The sequence below is a fragment of the Halobacterium yunchengense genome (genome assembly GCF_037031165.1).
Taxonomy (GTDB): domain Archaea; phylum Halobacteriota; class Halobacteria; order Halobacteriales; family Halobacteriaceae; genus Halobacterium; species Halobacterium yunchengense.
In genome coordinates this window covers 30843-52064 of record NZ_JAYEZL010000001.1, presented here as the reverse complement: position 1 = coordinate 52064, position 21222 = coordinate 30843, and the positions used below count along the sequence as shown (strand labels likewise).

Annotated in this window: 24 protein-coding genes, 1 tRNA gene and 1 other RNA gene; 16 read left to right on the top strand and 10 right to left on the bottom strand. The window is 66.8% G+C overall.

What is annotated here, in order from left to right; translation table 11 throughout:
- Positions 1–66: 66 nt before the first annotated feature.
- From U5911_RS00305 to U5911_RS00290, 4 genes are all read left to right on the top strand, one after another.
- Entirely contained in the window at positions 67–2355 is a 2289-nt protein-coding gene (locus tag U5911_RS00305; RefSeq protein ID WP_336034305.1) for a phospholipase D-like domain-containing protein, read from the top strand.
- 624 nt (positions 2356–2979) lie between these two features.
- Positions 2980–3294, top strand: coding sequence for a hypothetical protein (locus tag U5911_RS00300; protein ID WP_336034303.1), 315 nt, complete (start codon positions 2980–2982; stop codon positions 3292–3294).
- Between the two features lie 74 nt (positions 3295–3368).
- Entirely contained in the window at positions 3369–5819 is a 2451-nt protein-coding gene (locus tag U5911_RS00295; RefSeq protein WP_336034300.1) for an Eco57I restriction-modification methylase domain-containing protein, read from the top strand.
- A 380-nt stretch (positions 5820–6199) separates the two neighbouring features.
- A complete protein-coding gene (locus U5911_RS00290; RefSeq protein WP_336034298.1) occupies positions 6200–6370 on the top strand; it encodes a hypothetical protein in 171 nt (56 codons plus the stop codon).
- A gap of 279 nt (positions 6371–6649) precedes the next feature.
- On the opposite strand, the gene U5911_RS00285 is transcribed toward U5911_RS00290, so the two are convergent.
- Positions 6650–6724: transfer RNA gene (locus U5911_RS00285), tRNA-Arg, on the bottom strand.
- A 96-nt stretch (positions 6725–6820) separates the two neighbouring features.
- Between U5911_RS00285 and U5911_RS00280 the strand changes: the two genes are divergently transcribed.
- The 3 genes from U5911_RS00280 (at position 6821) to U5911_RS00270 (ending at position 8983) form a co-directional block, all read left to right on the top strand.
- Complete coding sequence (locus U5911_RS00280) at positions 6821–7660, top strand: geranylgeranylglycerol-phosphate geranylgeranyltransferase (RefSeq protein WP_336034297.1); 840 nt, start codon at positions 6821–6823, stop codon at positions 7658–7660.
- A 116-nt stretch (positions 7661–7776) separates the two neighbouring features.
- A complete protein-coding gene (locus U5911_RS00275; protein ID WP_336034295.1) occupies positions 7777–8421 on the top strand; it encodes an RAD55 family ATPase in 645 nt (214 codons plus the stop codon).
- Positions 8422–8572: 151 nt separating this feature from the next.
- Positions 8573–8983 carry a CoA-binding protein gene (locus U5911_RS00270; RefSeq protein ID WP_336034293.1) on the top strand — a complete coding sequence of 137 codons (411 nt, stop codon included), beginning with the start codon at positions 8573–8575 and terminating at the stop codon, positions 8981–8983.
- Positions 8984–8995: 12 nt separating this feature from the next.
- Here U5911_RS00270 and U5911_RS00265 read toward each other — a convergent pair whose 3' ends face one another.
- The 3 genes from U5911_RS00265 to U5911_RS00255 all read right to left on the bottom strand — a co-directional run bounded on the left by U5911_RS00265 (position 8996) and on the right by U5911_RS00255 (position 11593).
- Complete coding sequence (locus tag U5911_RS00265; protein WP_336034291.1) at positions 8996–9976, bottom strand: PLP-dependent cysteine synthase family protein; 981 nt, start codon at positions 9974–9976, stop codon at positions 8996–8998.
- A gap of 76 nt (positions 9977–10052) precedes the next feature.
- A complete protein-coding gene (locus U5911_RS00260; protein ID WP_336034290.1) occupies positions 10053–10445 on the bottom strand; it encodes a DUF5798 family protein in 393 nt (130 codons plus the stop codon).
- A gap of 116 nt (positions 10446–10561) precedes the next feature.
- Positions 10562–11593: a nucleotidyl transferase family protein gene (locus U5911_RS00255; RefSeq protein ID WP_336034288.1), complete on the bottom strand. Its 1032-nt coding sequence runs from the start codon at positions 11591–11593 to the stop codon at positions 10562–10564.
- 128 nt (positions 11594–11721) lie between these two features.
- Here U5911_RS00255 and ffs point away from each other — a divergent pair.
- Positions 11722–12034, top strand: an RNA gene (gene ffs, locus U5911_RS00250) — signal recognition particle sRNA.
- Between the two features lie 65 nt (positions 12035–12099).
- Here ffs and U5911_RS00245 read toward each other — a convergent pair.
- Positions 12100–12438 carry a MoaD-like domain-containing protein gene (locus U5911_RS00245; protein ID WP_336034286.1) on the bottom strand — a complete coding sequence of 113 codons (339 nt, stop codon included), beginning with the start codon at positions 12436–12438 and terminating at the stop codon, positions 12100–12102.
- A gap of 226 nt (positions 12439–12664) precedes the next feature.
- Between U5911_RS00245 and U5911_RS00240 the strand changes: the two genes are divergently transcribed.
- Genes U5911_RS00240 through arsN2 form a run of 4 tightly spaced genes read left to right on the top strand, consistent with a single transcriptional unit; the run spans position 12665 to position 14614 of the window.
- Positions 12665–13039 carry an ArsR/SmtB family transcription factor gene (locus tag U5911_RS00240; RefSeq protein WP_336034284.1) on the top strand — a complete coding sequence of 125 codons (375 nt, stop codon included), beginning with the start codon at positions 12665–12667 and terminating at the stop codon, positions 13037–13039.
- Positions 13032–13862, top strand: a complete 831-nt coding sequence (gene arsM / locus U5911_RS00235; protein ID WP_336034282.1) for an arsenite methyltransferase — start codon at positions 13032–13034, stop codon at positions 13860–13862. Before U5911_RS00240 ends, arsM begins: the two co-directional genes overlap by 8 nt.
- Positions 13863–13889: 27 nt before the next feature.
- Positions 13890–14186 carry a hypothetical protein gene (locus U5911_RS00230; protein WP_336034280.1) on the top strand — a complete coding sequence of 99 codons (297 nt, stop codon included), beginning with the start codon at positions 13890–13892 and terminating at the stop codon, positions 14184–14186.
- Complete coding sequence (arsN2, locus tag U5911_RS00225; protein ID WP_336034279.1) at positions 14168–14614, top strand: arsenic resistance N-acetyltransferase ArsN2; 447 nt, start codon at positions 14168–14170, stop codon at positions 14612–14614. The genes U5911_RS00230 and arsN2 overlap by 19 nt, the downstream gene beginning before the upstream one ends.
- 16 nt (positions 14615–14630) lie before the next feature.
- Here the strand turns inward: arsN2 and U5911_RS00220 are convergent, their stop codons facing one another.
- The 3 genes from U5911_RS00220 to U5911_RS00210 form a co-directional block, all read right to left on the bottom strand.
- On the bottom strand, positions 14631–15536 hold the full coding sequence (locus U5911_RS00220) for a mechanosensitive ion channel family protein (RefSeq protein WP_336034278.1): 906 nt from the start codon (positions 15534–15536) through the stop codon (positions 14631–14633).
- Positions 15536–15778, bottom strand: coding sequence for a YhbY family RNA-binding protein (locus U5911_RS00215; protein ID WP_336034276.1), 243 nt, complete (start codon positions 15776–15778; stop codon positions 15536–15538). The genes U5911_RS00220 and U5911_RS00215 overlap by 1 nt, the downstream gene beginning before the upstream one ends.
- Before the next feature lie 83 nt (positions 15779–15861).
- Positions 15862–16137, bottom strand: a complete 276-nt coding sequence (locus U5911_RS00210) for a ribonuclease P protein component 4 (protein WP_336034274.1) — start codon at positions 16135–16137, stop codon at positions 15862–15864.
- Positions 16138–16210: 73 nt separating this feature from the next.
- On the opposite strand from U5911_RS00210, the gene U5911_RS00205 reads away from it, so the two are divergent.
- Entirely contained in the window at positions 16211–17329 is a 1119-nt protein-coding gene (locus tag U5911_RS00205) for a glycosyltransferase family 4 protein (RefSeq protein WP_336034272.1), read from the top strand.
- A gap of 13 nt (positions 17330–17342) precedes the next feature.
- Positions 17343–18446: a glycosyltransferase gene (locus tag U5911_RS00200; protein WP_418771514.1), complete on the top strand. Its 1104-nt coding sequence runs from the start codon at positions 17343–17345 to the stop codon at positions 18444–18446.
- A gap of 71 nt (positions 18447–18517) precedes the next feature.
- Here U5911_RS00200 and U5911_RS00195 read toward each other — a convergent pair whose 3' ends face one another.
- Together U5911_RS00195 and U5911_RS00190 are read right to left on the bottom strand one after the other, a co-directional pair.
- Positions 18518–18829, bottom strand: coding sequence for a hypothetical protein (locus U5911_RS00195; protein WP_336034269.1), 312 nt, complete (start codon positions 18827–18829; stop codon positions 18518–18520).
- Positions 18830–18878: 49 nt separating this feature from the next.
- A complete protein-coding gene (locus tag U5911_RS00190; protein WP_336034268.1) occupies positions 18879–19637 on the bottom strand; it encodes a DUF2797 domain-containing protein in 759 nt (252 codons plus the stop codon).
- A 135-nt stretch (positions 19638–19772) separates the two neighbouring features.
- Between U5911_RS00190 and U5911_RS00185 the strand changes: the two genes are divergently transcribed.
- Complete coding sequence (locus U5911_RS00185) at positions 19773–20387, top strand: VOC family protein (RefSeq protein WP_336034266.1); 615 nt, start codon at positions 19773–19775, stop codon at positions 20385–20387.
- 317 nt (positions 20388–20704) lie between these two features.
- Entirely contained in the window at positions 20705–21112 is a 408-nt protein-coding gene (locus tag U5911_RS00180) for a DoxX family membrane protein (protein ID WP_336034265.1), read from the top strand.
- Positions 21113–21222: the final 110 nt, after the last annotated feature.

The window sequence follows — 21222 nt, the reverse complement described above, 5'->3', positions numbered from 1 at the left end:
AAAGTGCCGTCGAGCATCCAAGAACGGAACGAGTGTCCACCTTATCAAGTAAACACAGTCAGGACCATGGATGAGATAACAGCGAAGGTTTCGTTCGACAAGTACGCTGACATGCCGGAATTCTACGGTTCCGGTGAGGCGGGGTATCGGTTGGTGATGGTGAAAAAGCGCGAAGACTTCCTCGACCTGTTCGAGGGAGCCCGCCACGTAGATGCGGTGACGTACGCTGAGACGCCGGAACTGATGGTTCGGATGCTGACCGAGTACGACATCGATTCACTCGATGTGCTGGTCGGGAATGCTAACGACTACGCCAATCAGGTCAACGATGTCTCAACCGCGCGGTCGCTCGTTCAGCTCCGGCAGGACGACCGGCTGACTGTTCGACTGAAGAACCGAAAGATCGTCCACTCGAAAATGTACCGTATCGTTATGCCTGACGATACGGTGAAGCTCGTTCATGGGTCCGCGAACCTGTCCGTTAACTCGTGGGAGTACCACACGAACCAGATCTCGGTCATCACTACCGAAGTCGGGACGGAACTCGATGAGGAGTTTGCAGCGTTTATCGACGAGTACCGAGAACGATACAGCAGTCAGACGCTTCTTGAAGGGCTGGTCGAAGCCATCGAAGACGCAGACACTCCCGAAGAGCGCGAAAACCGCATCGAGTACTGGGTCGGATCTGGAGATTTAGACGTGAGCGATACGGCCGCGCTCAACCAAGATGCGACGGAGGATCTGAAGGAGATCGCAGATCGGGTAACGGCAGCAGTCGATGACCCTGAGGAAGCGGATGAATCAGTTGCATTCGTCGATGAGCCGGAGAAAGCCGACCGAACGGTCGTCAAACCAGATGGGTCAGGTGACGATGACACTGATCCGAACGGCCCTTCAGATACAGAGGGTGATAGCAAGGAATCACCCGATGTGGGACTCGTCGAATCAGACCACGAAACGACCCTCACCGAGACGTTAGACCGGCCACGGGTTCGGACGCCAGAGAAGAAAATCCGAATGGGGACCAGTAAAGTGGACAGAGACGTCGCCGACGAGTTCAGCTCTACTCTCCGTTCCCGCGGTGCGACTGTCGAAGATCATAGTATTACAGCACCGCTGAGCGCCTACAACAACCAAGTTCGGGAATCAACGGAAATCCCCACTATGTCCGTGGTCCCCGAAGCCGAGCAGGTCATCATCGGTGATGATGAGGATCTGATTTTAGTCGCTACGGATTCACCAACCCCCGAGGTTCTGAACCATTGTCTAGATACTATCGAGGCCTATGTCGAGACGGTGGAGAACCACGGGTATACCCAGACACCGACCGCGGTGATGGCCCAGATGTACGAAGCGTTCCTCTACGGCTTCTGGGCCCCGTTCGCCAACCAGTACGCTGAGGCACTTTCGTCCCCGTCACGGACCCTCGACAACGTCCTGCAGCACCTGTACATCGAAGGGAACAGTGACGCCGGAAAAGACAAACTCACAGAGTACATTCTACGACTAATTTCGGACAACACCGTCATTTCCGGAGTTGATGCGGACGACGTGGGTGTTGATGAGATTCGCGGGGTTCGAGAGTGGGACACCTGTTTCCCGTATGCGATCATCGACGCGGAGAAAGACAAAATAGAGGGTTGGAGCCCGATCCGGAACTACTGGGGGGATTGGACGCCAACCAATGTGGATCAGCCATGTCTGATTTTCACGACCAACGATTCACTGCCGAAATCGGAGTTCCGCAACCGAATGAAGATCCTCAGTATGGACGTGTCGTTCCCCTCGAATCCAGAAGATCCGGGCTTCCATGCGGCGCAGGACGACCTTGCAGAAGTGTTAGAGCGGGAAAATCCGATATTCAGCTACGTGGCTCGCCGAATGCTAGCAGAGCAGCCGTGGACCGAAGGCAATGGCACCGTGGAAGACGTCCGCCAGATCTTCTGTGACTTCTACGAGGAGGCTGACCGAGAACCACCGGAGTATTTCCCTGCTAATGAGCCAGCGGAACAGATGTACGATACAGGGCGGCTCAAATGGCAGCGCGACATCCAGGGAGGCCGTGTCGAGTTCGAATCGGAACCCGATGGGATGAACGCTGACTTTGACCGCGAGGATTGGGAAGTCTACGACTACGAGAAACGACTAGACAAGCGGTTCATGTCCGATAAATCTGGGACGAGTGTCTACATCGGTGCACCGAAGGAATTTGCCGAGTGGGTCGGCTACTCGGTAGACGAACTACTCGACGGACCCGCAGAAAATGGTGATACTACCGACCAGCCGGCGGAATCCGACGTAACTCCTGAAGAAACAGACTCGCCTGGATTCTTTCGACGGCTACTCGGCAGCTGACCCACGGCCCAGATTTCACCACCATGAGCAGGAGGGCTGAATATGCCTAACATACTCTTTCACTCCGGTAAACAAGCCGCGTCGGTTGCACAATAGCAGTGTGTGGCCAGTCCACCAGGGTGAGTGAGTTGAATGGCGACGGATTTCGCTTGCTGAAAGCATGTGACGCTCAACATTTGAATAGTATCACAGATCTCACCCGAATTGGTAGCGGGGTGTGTCCAGAATTTTTCAGCGGGTATAGGCCATATTAGGCGGTGTTTCTTGCTGTCAACACGGGGGGTGTCCAGAAAACCTATCAAGAATATGGGGCTGGGTGGATTGCTGTTCCGATGACTGCAACTGGGTATAATGTACTGGACGTGCGTGGGTGATTGGTTACTCTCTCGTAGATGTTCGGTGAGTCATAGCCATGTCAAGCGGTTCTGGAGAGTCCATGTTGTGGTCTACTTTCTGCTCCCTGTCTGGTGAGGTCTGATACCGTTTTGCCCAATATGGTCGTGCTGTGAGTCGGTCGGTCGTGCTGTGAGTCCGGATTTTGGCTTCTAACGGCCTGTAGCGTTAGAAATAGCGGGATTCTCAGGGCTAACCCTTTAATACGACCAGATAATTTCCCGGTTTACAATGCAGCGAGTCATCGACCGGAAACTGTACGACACGGACCGAGCTGAACAAATAGCCAGGTATGCCCCCAACGCGGATCGGAGTGACCTCTACTACCTCATCGAAACGCTATACGAGACCTCTGGCGGGGAGTACTTCCTTCACTGTGAGGGCGGTGCGGCAACCCAATACGCCAAGCCGTGTAGCGGGGGCGGCACGACTGGCGGTGCGGAGATCGAACTCCTTGATGAGGAAGCAGCGCTGGACTGGTGCGAAGAACGCGGCATTGATGGTGAGATCGTCGTCGAGGAGTTCGGTCACTTGATCGAAACGTAGTTCCAGCGACTACCTCGGAAACCACTCCGCTCTGAGTGGCTGGCGTACTGCGGATCGTGCCCGCAGCGAGGTATATGAGAGACCCAGAAGAGATCAAGCGGCTCCACCGCCGGGGAACGAGTGATAACGCTCGTCCGTATCCGCAGACCCCTGTCCCGTCTCCGGCGACGAGTGGTGGGAGAGACCGCTCACCGGTTACCCCAGTAGGATTGGACGCACAGCGGCGTGAACAGGTAGACGCCGTCATCCAGAAGTTGACGGGCGACCGGCACGAGATTCCAGCACCGTTCTCGAAACGAGAGCTGTACCAGACTGCTGCTGGCGTTGGAATCGAGGTGTGGAAACCCGCAGTAAAGAACCGAGTCACCGAGCGTGTACTCGACCGACTCAACTACGAGTGGGACTTAGCCTCTCAAACATTCGCGCCCGTCGTCACGGATGAACTCATCGAGGACATTCGACGGGCAGCAGGCACCATCACTCCAGCATTCAACACGAAATTGTCCGAGTCTCTCCTCAAGCGACTCCAGGAGTGGTGCGAACTGCACGGGATCGGGTCGATAGAAACAGAGTCGGTACAGAGAACTGTTACGCGTCATGCCGTCCTGAGTGTTCTGCTAAAAGCGACGGTGTACGAATGGTACCGGTGTTGCGGCGTCGTTCCGCCACTCTCCCATTCGGTACAACAGGCGTTTCACAACGCACGGAAGCAGACAGGAGACGGAGTGTTCGATCAGTTCGTTCTTGACCACGTCGCGGAACTGGCTGATGAGAACGCCCTGGAATCTGCGTTGGCTCACCGGGCTCGATTGCTCTTCTCACCCCAGCCAACGGAAGATATTGGGAAGCTCTACGCGGAGCTAACACCGAGCGAGTATCGACAGTCACTCGGGCAGTTTCGGACACCGCCGGAAATTGCAGCGACGATGAAGTCCTGGGCTAACCGCGATGTCGACCACCTTCTCGACCCTGGAATGGGGGCGGGCGTACTATCCAGCGCGTTTCACCCGCGGTGGAATCTGAACACTGACCCCACGCACGTCGACGGGATCGAACGGAGCCCCCTCGCTCGGGTCATGGGCGGGACAGCACTCACTTTGGGTGGACAGCTGAATACGCCGCGAACACACGACTTCCTCAATCTTGATCCAGACGAACTGCAACACGACATCGGCGGGATCGTGTGTAACCCCCCATACACGAGCGGGGACGCGCTCCCGAAGGAGTACAAAGAACAGATCAACGGCGACATAGAGCAATCGACAGAAATCGACGTCAGTGCGCGATCACCACTCTACACGTACTTCCTGTACCACAGTCGGTCGTTCCTGTCTTCGGGTGACCGTGCGGCGTTCCTCACGCCGGACAGCTTCCTCACGACGGCCTACGGTGACTCACTCAAACAGTTCCTACTGGATGAGTTTTCCATCACTGCGCTCGTTCAGTTCAACCCAGAAGGCGAATCGGTCTTCCAGGACGCCCAAGTCACCGCACTCGTTTGCTTCTTAGAAGTAGATTCCGGTGGTAACACGGGTGAGACACGCTTCATTCGCGTGGACGAGTCCATCGATTCGAATACGCTTTGTGACGCAGTCCAGAACGGTGACCAGGGCAAGACCGATTGGGGCTACATCAATCACGTGCCGCAAGCAGATCTCGCCCCCGGGGAAAACTGGGCAGCACTATTCGATCCCTCCGACATCGATACAAGCGAACTCACACCGCTCGGCGAGTTCGCCACGATCCACCGCGGAAAATCAACCGGCGATGTGACGTTTTTCTGCCTGACACAGGATGACGTCGACGAGTCCGGAATCTCCGAGAAACACTTGTCACGGCTCATTCGTCAACCGAAGCTCGTCAACGGATACGACTTCCGTGAGGAGGACTGGGAACAGTTGCGAACTGCTGGTGAGGAGGTCTGGCTACTAGACCCAGACGAACTACCAGATGTCCCGAAGTCACGAGAGAACTTCCAGGAGCAAGTCCTGTTCAATGCTGACTCGCTCCCGAGGAACAGCAACGGTGAGATACCGGGGATCGTTTCGTATCTACGGGATAGCGTGTACCGGAGCAACTCACTCGAAGCAACCGTAATCGAAAACCGCCCGTACTGGTATCGGCCCCGGCGACAGGATTCGCCTCGGGTCTTGGTGCAAGACGCTGGGCGAGATGGATTCACCTTCATTCTCAACGAGACCGCTGCGAGGAACATCCACAACTTCCGTGGGTTCTACGATGTGAACCTCGACGAGACGGAGCTGAAGGCGTTGCTCGCGTACTTAAATAGTAACGTGGGGCAGCGGGTGATCCAAACACAGACGCAAACACAGCAAGGCGGCTACGAGAAACTCAGTATCAGTGCGCTCAAAGAACTCCCTGTTATCGATCCGACATCGCTCGAAGAGTCACTCGTGGCGACTCTGGCTGACCTATTCGATGAGTTGCGGGAAACTGCTCGAGAGGGGGGAAATCGTGACGCGGTGTTGAATCGACTTGACAGCCTGGCTCGACAAGTGACGTAAATCCTCATCGTCGCTGGTTGAGCGCGTTCCACCGAAGAGAGTGGTGTCCTCATTGAACGGATCAACGAAGCAATCGTCGCCGAACTCGTTACGACACCTGCTAAAGAGTTTACAGAGCTATGTAATCACTCACTTGTGTACCTACGTATGTACGTGAGTACGTACACGAGAGTGTACTACGAGGCGGAGGTAGATTTTAGAAGAGGAGTCACTTTGTCGACGGCATGTTTCGACGGTCGTTCCTCAGCGTTCTTTCGGCAGTACCGTCACTTCCACTGATCCCCGACCGATTCCATCAAGATCAGAGCCCGCCCGTTCCGTCTGAGGGGAACCTTATGTTCTGGTTCCATTTCTACGGAGCCATCCAACGTGACCGGCCAATGAGCACGGAATGGGCGCGCGAAAAGACCGTTGAGGAGTTGAATCTGCAAAACCTGACCGACGCCGAAGCCGTCCGGTACTTACAATTAGCGAATGAAGGGGTGTACGACATTGACGACGTGCCTGAACGATGGCGTACGCTCTTCAAGAGGCTGGAGCAGGAACTCTGAGGGACGAGGAACTGCACGGAAGCAGACGAAATTCTATCTGAATCGCAGAGTGCGTTGTGAGATGAGAGTCGAGGTTGGACAGCATAACCCCTCGCGCGCGCCGCCAATTACACTCTCCACCCAAGTATTATGTGCCCGCGCTGTCATTCAAATGCAAGCGAATCGCATGACACCGGCGACCCCCGTTCCGAAACGTGATGAAATCAAAACGGCCGAAGAGGAATTCCTTTATAAGCGCCGTACCGCCGTCTGCCAAATGTTGCCCGTCACGCAGAATGATGGGCGCTGCAGGATTTGAACCCGCGGCATCTTGGTCCGAAGCCAAGTGCTCTGTCCAAGCTGAGCTAAGCGCCCGCGTGGAGTCGTAGTCGGAGGGCAGTTTTAAACCCCGTGGTTCGGTGGCGGTCGGGACCGACCCGTTTATTCGGCGGGGTGTGCGTAGCGGCGTGCATGGTCTCGGTGGCGACCGTGCGCGGACTGCTGGAGTTGACGCGCCCGGTGAACACGCTGGCGGCGGGCGCGTTGACGTTCACCGGCGCGTTCGTGGCGGGCGGTGCGTTCGCGGCGCCGCTGGCGACGGCCGCCGCGGTCGGCGCGACGTGGCTGGCGACGGCGGCGGGGATGGCGATCAACGACTACTTCGACCGGGAGATCGACCGCATCAACGCGCCCGACCGCCCGATTCCGCGCGGCGCGGTGTCCCCGCGGGGCGCGCTGGCGTTCAGCGCGGTGCTGTTCGCGGGCGCTATCGGGCTGGCGGCGTCCCTGCCGGCGCTCGCGCTCGGCATCGCGGCGGTGAACCTCCTGGGGCTGGTGACGTACACGGAGTACTTCAAGGGGCTGCCGGGCGCGGGGAACGCGCTGGTGGCGTACCTCGTCGGGAGCACGTTCCTGTTCGGGGCGGCGGCGGTCGGCGACCCGCTCGCCGGGGGCGTGCTCGCGGTGCTCGCGGCGCTGTCGACGTTCACGCGGGAGGTCGTGAAGGACGTCGAGGACGTGGCGGGCGACCGCGAGGAGGGGTTGCGGACGCTCCCGATCGCCGTGGGGGAGCGGCGCGCGCTGGTGCTGGCGTCCGCGCTGCTGGTGGTCGCCGTGGCGGCGAGCCCGGTGCCCTACCTCCTGGGGACGTTCGGCGTGGCGTACCTCGTGGTGGTGGCGCCGGCGGACGCGCTGATGCTGGTGGCGGCCTACCGGAGTTTCGAGGACCCGACGCGCGGCCAGCAGCTGTTGAAGCTGGGGACGTTCGTGGCCGCGGCGGCGTTCGTCGTCGGCCGCGTGGCCGCCGCCTGACTGCCCAATCAAAAGGAATATAAGCGAATCAGCATATCTTTCGGGCAGATGAGCACGGGGGCGCACGAACCGGTCGCACGCCATCCCCCGGTCGCCGTTCGGAGAGGGGTACCGTGATGTACGAGATCGGTGCGGCGTTCTCGGACGTGAGCGTGGACCCGGGGACGAACCTCCTGGTGGCGGGGCCGCCGATGAGCGGCAAGCGGGACCTCGGGTTCGACGTCCTGGCGCGCGGTTCCGCGGACGGCGAGGGCGCCATCGTCGTGACGACGAAGGACGGCGCGGACCGCGTCCTCGAGGAGTATGCCGCGCGCGTGCCGGGCGGCGAACCGCTCGTCGGAGTCGTGGACTGCGTGACGAAACAGCAGGGGATGGGGTCGGCGACGGAGTCCGAGCTGGTGCGGTACGCGTCCTCGCCCGTGGACCTGACGGGCATCGGGATCGAACTCTCCGAGCTGCTGCGCGCGCTCTACCAGCAGCGCAACGTCACGCGCAACCGCATCCTCCTGCACTCGCTGTCGACGCTGTTGATGTACTCGGACCTCCAGACGGTGTTCCGGTTCCTGCACGTGTTCACGGGGCGCGTGCAGAGCGCGGACGCCCTCGGCGTGTTCGTCGTGGACTCGAGCGCGCACGACGAGCAGACGGTGAGCACGCTCAAGCAGCTGTTCGACGGCATCGTCACCGTCCGCGAGGCCGACGACGGTTTCGAGGCGCGCCTGCTGGGCGTCGACGGCGGCACGGACTGGCGGCCGCTCTGACGGCGGCACTGGCCGACTGCTGTGGAGAACCGGCCGCTCCGAAGGTGTCGGGGCGCTGTGCCCGCCTGCTGCTGGCGGCGGTCGTGACGCGGCGGCGGCGCCCGCCGGCGCGACCTGTGGGTTTTTCGCCGCGGCCGCCGAACACTCGGCCATGCCAGTGGAGTCCGACGACGAGCTCCGGGAGCTGCTCGCCTACGAGACCGTCGCCGTGGTCGGGTGTTCGACGACGCCGGGGAAGGCCGCTCACGACATCCCGAAGTACCTGCTCGAGCACGGGTACGACGTGGTCCCCGTGAACCCGTTCGCGGACGAGATCTTCGACCGGCGGGCGTACGACTCGCTGAGCGACGTCGAGGCGGAAGTGGAACTCGTGGACGTGTTCCGGCCGAGCGAGGAGGTCCCCGGCATCGTCGACGAGGCGGTCGCGCGCGACGACGTGCGGGCGGTCTGGCTGCAGCTCGGCATCACGCACGACGACGCGGCGGCGCGCGCCGAGGCGGCCGGGCTGCGCGTCGTCCAGGACAAGTGCATGAAGGTCGAGCACGGCCGGCTGGTCGCCTGAGCCGCCCTGCCGCTAGCTCTCCCACTCCTCGTAGTCGCCGTAGACGCCCTTCGAGAGGTAGCGCTCGCTCGAGTCGGGGAACACGGTCACGACGGCGTCGTGCGGGAGGTCGAGGTCGCCGCGTGCGGCGCGCTCGGCGACGTCGAGCGCGGCGAGGCTGTTCGCGGCGGAACTGGACGCGACGAGGTGGCCCTCCTCGCGGGCGAGCCGCTGCATCTCCGCGTGCGTGTCCTCGTCGGGGACCTGGACGACGTCGTCGACGAACTCGGGGTCGAACAGCTCGTTCGTCGAGGGGTCGTGGGTGCCGATGCCCTCGGTCTTGTACTCGGCCTCCTCGATGTCGCGGCCCTTCGTGGTGGCGTACAGCGAGCCGCGCGGCTCGACGGCGGTGACGTGGAGGTCGGGGACGCGCTCGCGGAGGTACCGTCCGGTCCCCATGAGGGTGCCGGCGGTGCCGCAGCCGGCGACGAGCGCGCCGACGGCGCCGTCGAGCGCGCCGCCGATCTCGGGGCCGGTGGTCTCGTAGTGGGCTTCGGCGTTGAGGGGGTTTGAGAACTGCTGGGGGACGACCGCGTCGTCGAGCTCGTCGGCGAGCTCGTGGGCGCGCTCGATGGCGCCGCCCATGCCGTCCTCGGTGGGGGTGTTGATGACGTCGGCGCCGAGCGCGCGCATGAGCTGCTGTTTCTCGACGCTGAACCGCTCGGGGACGACGAAGACGGCGTCGACGCCGAGCTGACCGGCGGCGACCGCGAACCCGATGCCGGTGTTCCCGGCGGTGGGTTCGACGACCGTGCCGCCCTCGGGGAGCTCTCCGGACTCCAGCATCGCCTCGAGCATGTACTTCCCGATGCGGTCTTTCACGCTCGCGCCCGGGTTGAACGACTCGAGTTTCGCGTACACCGGGACGTCGTCCGGCGACGCGTGCACGCGCACGAGCGGCGTCTCGCCGACGGTCTCCAGCACCGAGTCCAGCGGCCTCCGGTGGGTGGTCATCTGGCCGGTAATTCTTGCCGGCGTTCTTTAGGCGTTGCCATCCGCGCGCTCGCTGCCGACGCGCGCGACGCGGCGGTCACGTCCCGGCGTCGTCGGTCTGCGAGGCCGCGCTGCCGGACTGCGAGTTCACGCCGCCGGACTGCGAGTTCGCGCCGTCTGTCTGTGCGTCTGCGTCGCCAGTTCGTGGCTTCGCGTCGGCGGGCTGTGAGTCCGCGTCCGTGGCCGCCGCGTCCGACTCGACGTCCTCGAGGACGCTCTCGACGTCGACGCCCTGCCGGCTGGCGAGGGCTTCGAGGAGCGCGCGCTGCTCGGCCACCTCCCCCTCGAGTGCGGCGACGCGGTCGTTGGTCTCCTCGACGGTGCCCGTGAGGTCGTTGACCTGCTCTCGGAGCCGCTCGAATCGCTCGTAGAGCTTGTCGGCCATGTCCGTGACCTTCTGGAGCTTCTTCGCGGTCGAACCGAATCCCATGGGCGCCTGTAGACGGTCGTCCGGGATGACGGTTTCCCCTGCTGGGCGCCGCGAGCGGACCGATTCGGTGTCGACGGATGCGGTCAGTGCTCGGGCACGCTGTCGGCGGGTGGCGGTCAGTGCTCGGGCCACTCGGCGGCGAGGCCGGCGAGGAAGTCGGCGTACTCGGCGACCGCGGCGTCCCAGGCCTCGCCCCCGTGCTCGCAGGCGGCCTCGAGCTCGGCGAGCCGGTCGCCGTCGTAGTCCGACGCCAGCGCCATCATCTGGTAGACCGTCGACGCTGCCGGGTCGCGGGCGTCGTCGGCGTCGCGGACGAGCGACCGCACGCGGTCGGGGGAGAGGTCCATGGTGATGGCGGAGCCGGGGATGGTCTTGGCCATCTTCGGGTAGCCGTCGAGGCCCGGCACCATGCGCGTGAACAGCCCCTCGAAGGCCGCGTCGAACGGCGCGTCGGCGAGGAAGTGGGCGTTGTACTGGACGAGCGCGTGCTCGTCGACGCCGAGCACGAAGACGGTCCGGTCGTAGCCGTCCGCGAGCGTCGGGTGGACGAAGTCCGCGAGGCAGAGCAGCTCGGCGAGCCGGCTGCCGAGGTCGGTGCTGCCGGTCGCGTCGGCGATGGGTTCGCGGTCGCTGTCGTAGGCCGCGCGGACGCGCTCGACCCAGTCGGTCGGCTCGACGTCGAACGTCGGCGTCTCCTCGAGGTCGACGTGCGGCCCGAGGCGGAACGCCGTGTGCATCACGTCGCGGTCGCCGTACTGCGTGCGGACGCGGCCATCGAAGCCGAGGGCGTCGAGGAACGCCTCGTAGGCCGCCGCGAGGTCGCGGACGACGTCGAGGTCGCGGCCGGAGCCCGCGTACTTCTCGTAGTCCGCGAGCAGGAACTGCGCGTCGAAGCCCGCCTCGTGGAAGCGCTCGGCGGCGAACATCTGCGCGAGGGTGCCGACGTGCGGCGTGCCGGTGAGGCCGGCGCTGGCGACGAACAGGGTCTCGGCGTCCCCCGAGTCCGCGGCGCGGAGCGCGTCCTCGTCGGTGGTCGCGGCGAATGCGCGGTCGACGACGCCGGCGTCGAGGCCGCCGACGCCGACGGCGGGGTCGTCGTAGTCGAACTCGCTGCGGAGGGCGTCGTAGTGGTCGGTCAGCGCCGACATGGGTGGCGGTTCCGGCCGCCGATTGAAAGTGTTAACGCGTTACTAGGTAACACGTGACGAACACGCGTCTCGAAACCGTAACGAACGCCGCGTCCCGAAAGGCCCTTAAGAGGGAGTCGCCTACGACGAACTGGACTAGGCCGGGCGGTTTGGCCCCGCCCGTCACCCGCGGTACAGTCATCAGCGGGGGCCGAAATCCGGGCGAGTCCGGTCGACCTGTCCGGGCCCCGGGAGCCAACGTGGAAGCCTCGTCCTTCGGGGACGGCGGTCCGCGGCGCGCACCTGCAGGGGTGTCGTCGTCGCGGTTCGCCGGTGCCACTCCGTCAGGCACGGAAGTGAGCAGCGGAGCACCGGACGTCCGTCGCTCGGAGGGTCGCGGGGTGGAGGAGGCGACCGGGACTACCCGGGCCGGAACGCCGGGCGACCCCGGCCCGTCCACCATTCATACCGCATCCACGCCGCGTAGTCGCGGCGCTACAGTGCGTTCACGCGTAGACGCGGCGCCGTCATCCGGGCGCGCGGAACGCCTTCAGCCGGAACCGCACGATGAGCGGTTCGAGGACCTCCGGGTCGCCGGCCCACGTCACCGTGACCTCCGTCAGCCGGTACGACGGGCCGACGGGCACGCGGCGCGCGGAGAGGTCCGCGGTCCAGCCCGCCCCCTCGACGCGGTCCGTCCGGACTCGCTCGCCGCCCAGGCTCACGAGGTAGCCCGCTGCCTGGTCGAGGGTCAGTCCGCGGAACTGCCGGGTTTCGCGTAACTCGCCGCCGCCGACCGTCCGCTCGACGGGCGGCAGCGCGTCGAGTCCGGCCCGAAGGTGGTGGAACGCCGGGTCGTCGGTCATGGTCGCGGCCTCGTGTCACAGGTCATGGGAGCGGCCCCGCCTCACAGTTCGGCGTCCAGCCGTGTAACTGTACGCTCCGGTGCCGCAACCCGGTGTCCTGGGGCCGCTCCGGTGCCGCATCCCGGTGTCCTGTGGGCTCTCCCGGACGATGCCGGTAGTTTCCGGCGGCGACCCGCGGCCACCCGAACCATTATATTACTGTACGCTAATATTAGCGCTAGCTAAGATGACTGGACAGGAGATCGACGCCGGAACGGACGACGCACAGGAGACTCCGGGCAGGTGCTGCGCCGCGACGCACTCGCTGCCGGACCGCGACCTCGCCGCCGACGTCGAGGTGCTGTCGACGCTGGGCAACGACACGCGCTACGAGGCGCTGCGGATCGTCGCCGCCGGCGACGACGACGGCGTCTGCGTCTGCGAGGTCGAACCGGCGCTCGGCGTCAGCCAGAGCGCGGTCAGTCAGGCGCTCTCCCGGCTGTTCACCGCGGGGCTCGTCGACCGGCGGAAGGAGGGGCGCTGGCGGTACTACACCGCCACGGAGCGCGCCGAACGCGTCCTCGCCGTGCTCGACGACACGCGGAGGGGCGGCGATGACTGACGGCGCGACCGGCGACCGGAGCGCCGGCGACCTCGACGCCGCCGCGCGACGCAGTGCCGTCCGCGAGCGGTACGCCGACGCCGCCACCGGCGGCTGCTGCGGGAGCGACGGTCCGACTGGCGGCGCCGACGCCGACTGCTGTGCCGGGTCCGGAGCCGACGCGAGCGCCATCGCTCGCCAGGTCGGCTACTCGGCCGACGACGTCGACGCCGCACCGGACGGCGCGAACCTCGGGCTGTCCTGCGGGAACCCACGCGCGATCGCCGAACTCGAGGCGGGGGAGGTGGTCCTCGACCTCGGCTCCGGCGGCGGCTTCGACTGCTTGCTCGCGGCGCGCGAAGTCGGCCCGGACGGCCGCGTCGTCGGCGTCGACATGACGCCGGAGATGATAGATACGGCCCGCGAGAACGCCGCGGACGCCGACCTCGAGAACGTCGAGTTCCGCCTCGGCGAGATCGAACACCTCCCGGTCGCCGACGCGTCCGTCGACGCCGTCGTCTCGAACTGCGTGGTGAACCTCTCGCCGGACAAGCCGCGCGTGTTCCGCGAGGCCTTCCGCGTCCTGGCCCCTGGCGGCCGCCTCGCGGTCTCCGACCTGGTCGCCGTCGACGAGATCCCGCCGGCGGTCCGCGAGGACCCCGACGCCGTCGCCGCGTGCGTCGGCGGCGCGGCCGCGCCCGACGCCCTCGAGTCGATGCTCCGTGAGGCCGGCTTCGCGGACGTCGCCGTGACGCTCGACGGCGACGGGAGCGACCGCGGCGTCGACCACGTCGCACCCGCCGCCATCGAAGCCCGGAAACCGACCGACGCGAGGCGACACTGACTGCACACGGACACTCCAACCCCCACGATGTCCCTGCCACCCACCGCCGACTCGACTCGCACCGCACTCGAACGACTCTCGTGGACCGACGTCGCCGCGAGCTACGCCCTCGCGCCGGTTCTCGCCGTCCTCGTGTGGGCAGCGAGCGCGCCGCTGGCCGCTGCCGCGTCGGCGCTCGTGCTCGCGACGGCAGTCGTTCTCGGGCGACGCGCCCGCCGGCTCGCTCGCTGCGTCGAGCAGTGTCGCGCGCTCGCCTACGACCTGCCCGGCGGCGTCCAGGTCGCCGTCTCCTGGGGTGACGGCCCGTGCCGGACGACGGGCTGACAGTCCGGCGCGCCACCGGCCGGGACCGCGAGGCGCTCGCGGCCCTGCTCGCCGACGCCGGCCTGCCGGACGGCCACGTCCGCGCGGGCGGCGGCCGGTACTACGTCGGCCGCGTCGACGGCCTCGTCACCGCCGGCGGCGGCCTCGAACTGTGCGGCGACGCCGCGCTGCTGCGGTCGGTCGTCGTCGCGGCCGCACACCGCGGCCGCGGCCACGGAACTGCTGTCTGCGGGACGCTCGAAGCGGCGGCGCGGGACGCCGGCGTCCGCGAGGTCTTCCTGCTGACGACGACGGCGACCGCGTTCTTCGACGGCCTCGGCTACGACGTCGTCGACCGGGACGCAGCGCCCGCGAGCGTCCGCGAGACCGCGCAGTTCGGCGACGTCTGTCCGACGACCGCGACCTGCATGCGGCGAGAAATCGAGTGACCGCCCGCGGAGCCCGCTACCCCTCGAGGTGCTCGGTCGCCGGTTCGCCCGCGAGGTCGACGTCGACGCTGCCGTCGAGCGTTCGGACCGGGTACGGGATGTCGATGCCCGCCTCGTCGAAGCGCTCCTTGACGGCCTGCACGTACTCGCTGCGGGTCTTCACGAAGTCCGACCGGGACGGGTCGTCGATCCAGAACCGCGACTTGAGGCCGACGTAGGAGTCCCCGAGCTCCGTGAGGCGGACGGTGACGCCCGGGTCGTCGAGGATGCCGTCGTGGGCCTGGGCCTCCTCGAGGATGATCTCCGTGGCCTCGTCGATGTCGTCGTCGTAGCCGATGCCGAACATGAACTGCTGGCGGAGCCGCTCTTTCGCGACCGGGTTCTTGACCACGCCCGAGGTCAGCACGGAGTTCGGCACCGTCAGGAGCTCGTTGTCGAACGTCCGCACGCGCGTCACGCGCAGGCTGATGTCCTCGACGACGCCCGAGTTGCCGTCCCACTCGATCCAGTCGCCGACGCGGAACGGCTCGTCCGTGTAGATGAACACGCCCGCGACGAAGTTCGCGATGACGTCCTGCATCGCGAACCCGACCGCGAGCGTCGCGGCCGCCGCGATGGTCGCGAGACTCGTCAGGAAGCTGCCGTAGCCGGCGAACCCGAACGCCACCGAGACGGCGACGAAGACGACGGCGAACGACAGCACCTTCCGCAGCGGCTTGCGCGCGTGCTCGTCGAGGTCGCGGCGTCGGAGCACGCGGTCGAACAGCGGCCGGACGACGAGCCGCCCGAGGAGGTAGACGGCGAGGAACGCCGCGACGAAGTAGACGAACTGCGTCAGGGCGCCCGCGTACTGCGGGACGAGGTCCTCGAGGAACGGCAGCGGGTCGACGCTCGCCACGGCGCCGGATGCCCCCCGGAACATCACTTGTACACCGCCGTGTTCCCGCGCGTCTCGACGAGGTCGGCGTCCGCGAGGTCGCCGAGTTCGTCGGCCAGCTCCGCCGTGGACGACCCGCCGCGGGCTGCCCGCAGGAACTTCACCTTCACGACGTCGCGGTCGTCCAGCTGGTCGGCGAGCTCGTCGGCGACGGCGTCGACGCCGGCCTTCCCCACCCAGACGGTGACGTCGGCCTCGTGGGCCTTCTTCGCTAGGTCCTCGGTCATCTCTGGGCCAGTGTACCGGCCGCGAGGCTTTGAAACTTGTTGCATGGGGAGACGCCCCGAGACCGCGCTGGCGGCTGTCGCGGCTACTCGTAGGGGTACCGCGACTGGGCGCCGCAGTCGCAGGTGACGACGACGTGGCCGTCCCGGGTGCGGACGCGGGCGTTCCGGCCGGGAATCAGGTAGGCGTCGCAGGCGTCGCACGTGAACCGCCGGAACTCCCGGGGGAGCCGCAGGCGGTTCCGTTCCGCAAGGCGGCGCGCCAGCCGCACGTACTTGCGGGCCCGGTCGTCGTCGCCCTCCCGGGCGGCCCGCCGCGCGAGGTCGTGGAGGCGGTCGATGCGTTCCGCGGCGATGCCCATACGGCCCGTGGCACGGCCGCGACCCAAGACAGTTCCGGTAGGGTTATCGGCCGCGACCGGTTTGCGTCGCGTAATGCGGGCGCTGAACTACCTCGAGTTCGAGGACCGGGTCCGCGGGGGGATGGTGACCGCGACCCGCCAGCAGCGGGCGGCCCTCGCGCGGACGGACGTCGAGGTGGTGGAGACGCCGTGGCGGGCCGGCAACCCCGTGCAGTCGCTGGGCACGCTGTTCGCGGGCGAGGGGTACTTCGCGGAGTACGACGTCGCACACTGCAACCTCGTCGGCCCGGGGAGCGTCGCGGTGGCGCGGCACGCCAGACGGAACGACGCCCCGCTCGTGCTGCACGCCCACCTCACGCGGGAGGACTTCGCGGAGTCCTTCCGGGGGTCGACGAGGGTGGCGCCGGCGCTGGAGCCGTACCTGCGGTGGTTCTACTCGCAGGCCGACCTCGTGCTCTGCCCCAGCGAGTACACGAAGGGCGTACTGGAGTCCTACCCCGTCGAGGCGCCCATCCGCCCCATCTCGAACGGCGTGGACGTCGAGAGCATGCGGGGCTACGAGGACTTCCGCGAGGAGACCCGCGAGCGCTTCGACCTCGACGGCCTCGTCGTGTACGCGGTCGGCGAGGTGTTCGAGCGGAAGGGCCTCACGACGTTCTGCGAGCTCGCGGAGGCCACGGAGTACGACTTCGCGTGGTTCGGGCCCTACGACGAGGGGCCACAGGCCGGGAAGGCCACCCGGAAGTGGGTGAACAATCCACCCGAGAACGTGACGTTCACGGGCTACATGGCGGACAAGCGCGCCGCGTTCGGCGCGGGCGACGTCTACCTCTTCCCCGCGAAGGTCGAGAACCAGGGCATCGCCGTCCTGGAGGCGATGGCCTGCGGGAAGCCCGTCGTCCTCCGGGACATCGAGGTGTTCCGGGAGTTCTTCACGGACGGCGAGGACTGTCTGATGTGTTCGACGTTCGCGGAGTTCCGGGACGCCCTGGACCGGCTCGCGGACGACCCCGGCCTCCGCGAGCGCCTCGGCGAGAACGCGCGCGAGACCGCCGCCGAACACAGCCTCGACCGCGTCGGCGACCAGCTCGAGGCCGTCTACGAGGCGCTGCTCGAGGGCCGCCTCGAGGACGCCGCGACGCCGGGCGAACGGGCCGTCCGAACGACCGACGCCGACTCCGCGGAGGGGTAGCGTGAGCGGGGACCTGCCGACCGTCGCGGCGTTCACGGACTCCTACCTGCCGACGGTGAACGGCGTGACGTACACAGTGTCGACGTGGCGGGACCGCTGGCGGGAGCGCGGCGGCGAGATGCCCGTCGTCTACCCGCGCTCCTCGCACGACCCCGGCGCCGGCGAGTACGACGTCCCGAGCCTGCGGTTCCCGTTCTACGACGGCTACCGCGTCGCCCTGCCGCGGACGCCGTCGGCCGTCGCGGACGTCGACGCCGACCTGGTGCACGCGCACACGCCGTTCGGCCTCGGGCTCGCGGGCTGGCGGTACGCACACGGCCACGACGTGCCGCTCGTCGCCTCCTACCACACGCCGACCGCGGAGTACGCCGACTACGTCGTGCCGGACGCCGCGACGGGGCCGGTGCGGGCGGCCAGCGAGCGCTGGGAGCGGTGGTTCCTCGACCGCGCGGACCTCGTGTTGACGCCGAGCGAGCGCGCCCGCGACCACGTCTGGGACCTCGGCGTCGACGTCCCCGTCGAGCCGCTGCCGAACGGCGTCGACGTCGACCAGTTCCGGCCGGTCGACGCGGACGACTTCCGGCGGCGGTACTCGCTGCCCGACGACCGACCGCTCGTCGGGTACACGGGCCGCCACGGCTACGAGAAGCAGCTGTTCGACCTCGTGGAGGCCGCCGAGGACCTCGAGGCGACGCTCGTGTTCGGCGGCGACGGGCCGGCGCGTGACGACCTCGAGGCCGCCGCCCGCGACCGCGGCGTCGACGCGCGCTTCCTGGGATTCCTCGACCGCGAGGACCTGCCGGCGTTCTACTCGGTCCTGGACGCGTTCGCGTTCCCCAGCCCCGTCGAGACGGAGGGACTGGTCGCCCTGGAGGCGAACGCCTGCGGCACGCCGGTCGCGGGCGTGAACGCGGGCGCGCTCGCGGAGACCGTCGTGGACGGCGAGACGGGCTACCACTACGAGCCCGGCGACATCGAGGGGTTCCGGACCGCCATCCGGCGGACGCTCGCCGAGCGCGACCGGCTCTCCGAGAACTGCCTCGACCGCCGCGACGACGTCAGCGTCGCGCGCGCCATCGAGGAACTCCGGTCGGTGTACGAGCAACTGCTGGACTGACTGCACCGGCCGGTGTGCGCGCGGCTGCTGGACTGACAGCTCCGAGAGAAACCGCAGTCGGACCGCCGCGCTCAGTCCTCGAGCGCGTTCGCGATGCGGTCGAGCTTGTTGTTCGTGCGCTCGAGTTCCTTCCGGAGCTGCTCGAGCTCGCGCTCGACCTTCTCGCTGGTGCCGCCGCCGGACTCCTCGCGGCCGGGGCCGCCCATGCCGCCGGGGCCGCCACCGCCGCCCATGGCCTCCTCCATGCGCTCGCGGCGGTCGTCCCCCTCGCCCTCCTCGCGTTCCTGGGCGCGCTCCTCGCGGATCTCCTCGACGCGCTCTCGGAAGGACTTCTCCTCGCTGTCGCCGTTCGAGTCGTCGGCCTCGGGTTCGTCGTCAGCCATACGCGGTGGGTTCGCCGGCCGCACGGAAAAAAGCGCTCTTTGGCGCCGGTCAGAACGCGCCGAGACTCGACTGGACGTCGCGGCCCCCCCCGTCAGGGGTGACGTCGTAGCCGACGAGGTCGCGCATGTCGACGGCGTACGTCGTCCCCTGGCGTTCGAGGACGAGCACGCGGCCCTTCGTCCCGACGACCGTCCCGGTCGCCATCGTCTCCGCGACGGGCCGGCGGTCGAGGCCGAGCCCGTAGTCGAAGTCGAACTCCTCGATGGGGTCGTAGTCCGCGACGAGGGCGTCCCACGCCGCGGCGTCGACTCGCTCGCCGAACCCCTCGACCTTCGTCGGGACGCGCACGCGGTCCGGGATCTCCGCGGCGATGCCGTACTCGACGCGGCGCGCGCGCCGGCCGTCCTCGACGGTCCGGACGTGCGCGGCGCGGTCGGCGCCCTGCTCGCGCAGCCTGGTGTCGAGGCGCCACGACCGCGTCACGCCGACCTTGAAGACGTCGGGCGCGAACGCGGCGAGGTAGACGGCGTGTTCCTCGTGGCAGGACTCCAGGGGCATCGCGCAGTTGCCCACGCAGCGCGCGCACGGCCACGTCGACGTGTGCTCGTCGCAGTGCGGCGCGTCGGGGCTGTCGCAGGCCTCGTGGCCGTCGCCGCCGCGGTCGACGCCGGCGCAGTGGCGCTCGCCGAGCGCGTACGCGATTTCCTCGCCGGCGAGCAGCGGCACGCGGTCGACGCTGCCGCCGCTGGCGACGCGGAGGGCCGGGGGCCCGTCGCCGGGCGCCGTCTCGTACCCGACAATCTGCACGCCAGCGCGTAGGCCGTCGGCCGATAAAGCGGTGGCGCTTGCGGCGCCGCCGGGCACTCGCCACCTGACACGCCCGTCACCGGGTGACGCCGCCATCCGCGAGCGCTTATCCGCGCGGGCGGCGTACCGACCGCCATGGCAGACGACTCCATCCCGGTGTCCGCGGAGGCGCCGGACAGTCCGTTCCACACGACGGGGACCGACCACGTGACCATCTGGGGGAGCAACGCCGAGGACACCATCGCGTTCTACCGCGACCTGCTCGGGATGCCGCTCGTGCTCCGGCAGCCGAACCTCGACGACCCCTCGCAGACGCACCTCTTCTTCGACACGGGCGACGGACGCATCCTCACCGTGTTCGTCAGCGACGACCGCGCGTCCAACCGCGGTCGGATGCCCACGCCGACCGGTGGCGTCCACCACCTGTGTTTCTCCATCGCCGCCGAGGACTTCGAGGACGTGATGGGGGCGCTCGACGACGCGGGGCACGGCTACAACGTCTTCGACCGCGGCATCTTCTTCTCGCTGTACACCCAGGACAACAACGGCCTCGTCGTCGAGTTGAGCGCGGACAAGTACGACATCCCGGACGGCCGGCGCGGCGAGGTGCTGGCGACCGCCCAGCGCCTCCGGGAGGCGGACGGCGCGGACTTCGCCGAGGACCGCCACGTGCGGCAGGCGCTCGAGGAACTCGGGATGGACGCCGAACCGAACGACCTGCCGGACGCCCCCACGGGCGTCGGCTACTGACGGTCCCGCGGACGCGTCGCTCACACTCTGGCCATCGTACCGCGGCACTCTGGCCATCGTACTGCGGGACTCTCGCTACCGTACCGCGGCACTCTCGCCACCGTACCGCGCCACCGTACCCGTGACTGGAGGCAGTCAGGTCAGTCCGCGTACTGGTCGGCGACACGCGCGTCACCCGGTGGCGTTCGTATCGCCGAACGTACAAGTAGGTTCCACCGCGAACCAAGTAACGTGACGAAATCGACTATCCAAACGTCAGTCGAATCGAGCGCACCACAGCCGGGCCGGTCCCTCGCCGGAGCGGAGGTGGCCGAGTGATGGCCGCCGCGGACCTCGCGCTGCTCGGCGGACGCCTGCTGTTCGGCGGCGTCCTCGCGTTCATGGGCCTCAACCACTTCCTGCAGACCGAGCAGATGACGGGGTACGCCCAGCACAAGGGCCTCCCCGCCCCGAAGCTCTCCGTGCTGGCCTCGGGGGCCGTGCTCGCGCTCGGCGGACTCGCCGTCGCCGTCGGCGCGTTCCCGGTCGCCGGCGCGCTCGCGCTCGCCGCCTTCCTGGTCGCGTCCGCGGTGACGATGCACGACTTCTGGGCGGTCCCCGAGGACCAGGCCCAGGACGAACTGACGTCGTTCCTGAAGAACGTCGCGCTGGCGGGCGGCGCGCTCGTCGTCGCCGCGTCCGGCGCCGCCGGGTGGGCGTACAGCGTCGGCCTCTCGCTGTTCTAGGCGGGCCGCCGTAGCAGGGCGCGCTCACGCCCAGAATGTAACGAACACTCGTCCGGAAATAATGGATATTCCTTCAGAATCGTATCGTATCATCCTTAAACAGTTCCAAC

Coding starts and splice junctions, on each gene's coding strand:
- U5911_RS00215 (WP_336034276.1), bottom strand. CDS start 15,778: ATGACCGAGGACCTAGCGAAGAAGGCCCACGAGGCCGACGTCACCGTC.
- U5911_RS00220 (WP_336034278.1), bottom strand. CDS start 15,536: ATGTTCCGGGGGGCATCCGGCGCCGTGGCGAGCGTCGACCCGCTGCCG.
- U5911_RS00305 (WP_336034305.1), top strand. CDS start 67: ATGGATGAGATAACAGCGAAGGTTTCGTTCGACAAGTACGCTGACATG.
- U5911_RS00280 (WP_336034297.1), top strand. CDS start 6,821: ATGGTCTCGGTGGCGACCGTGCGCGGACTGCTGGAGTTGACGCGCCCG.
- U5911_RS00245 (WP_336034286.1), bottom strand. CDS start 12,438: ATGACCGACGACCCGGCGTTCCACCACCTTCGGGCCGGACTCGACGCG.
- arsM (WP_336034282.1), top strand. CDS start 13,032: ATGACTGACGGCGCGACCGGCGACCGGAGCGCCGGCGACCTCGACGCC.
- U5911_RS00195 (WP_336034269.1), bottom strand. CDS start 18,829: ATGGCTGACGACGAACCCGAGGCCGACGACTCGAACGGCGACAGCGAG.
- U5911_RS00295 (WP_336034300.1), top strand. CDS start 3,369: ATGAGAGACCCAGAAGAGATCAAGCGGCTCCACCGCCGGGGAACGAGT.
- U5911_RS00205 (WP_336034272.1), top strand. CDS start 16,211: ATGCGGGCGCTGAACTACCTCGAGTTCGAGGACCGGGTCCGCGGGGGG.
- U5911_RS00275 (WP_336034295.1), top strand. CDS start 7,777: ATGTACGAGATCGGTGCGGCGTTCTCGGACGTGAGCGTGGACCCGGGG.
- U5911_RS00290 (WP_336034298.1), top strand. CDS start 6,200: ATGAGCACGGAATGGGCGCGCGAAAAGACCGTTGAGGAGTTGAATCTG.
- U5911_RS00210 (WP_336034274.1), bottom strand. CDS start 16,137: ATGGGCATCGCCGCGGAACGCATCGACCGCCTCCACGACCTCGCGCGG.
- U5911_RS00300 (WP_336034303.1), top strand. CDS start 2,980: ATGCAGCGAGTCATCGACCGGAAACTGTACGACACGGACCGAGCTGAA.
- U5911_RS00255 (WP_336034288.1), bottom strand. CDS start 11,593: ATGTCGGCGCTGACCGACCACTACGACGCCCTCCGCAGCGAGTTCGAC.
- U5911_RS00185 (WP_336034266.1), top strand. CDS start 19,773: ATGGCAGACGACTCCATCCCGGTGTCCGCGGAGGCGCCGGACAGTCCG.
- U5911_RS00260 (WP_336034290.1), bottom strand. CDS start 10,445: ATGGGATTCGGTTCGACCGCGAAGAAGCTCCAGAAGGTCACGGACATG.
- U5911_RS00240 (WP_336034284.1), top strand. CDS start 12,665: ATGACTGGACAGGAGATCGACGCCGGAACGGACGACGCACAGGAGACT.
- U5911_RS00265 (WP_336034291.1), bottom strand. CDS start 9,976: ATGACCACCCACCGGAGGCCGCTGGACTCGGTGCTGGAGACCGTCGGC.
- U5911_RS00180 (WP_336034265.1), top strand. CDS start 20,705: ATGGCCGCCGCGGACCTCGCGCTGCTCGGCGGACGCCTGCTGTTCGGC.
- U5911_RS00270 (WP_336034293.1), top strand. CDS start 8,573: ATGCCAGTGGAGTCCGACGACGAGCTCCGGGAGCTGCTCGCCTACGAG.
- U5911_RS00230 (WP_336034280.1), top strand. CDS start 13,890: ATGTCCCTGCCACCCACCGCCGACTCGACTCGCACCGCACTCGAACGA.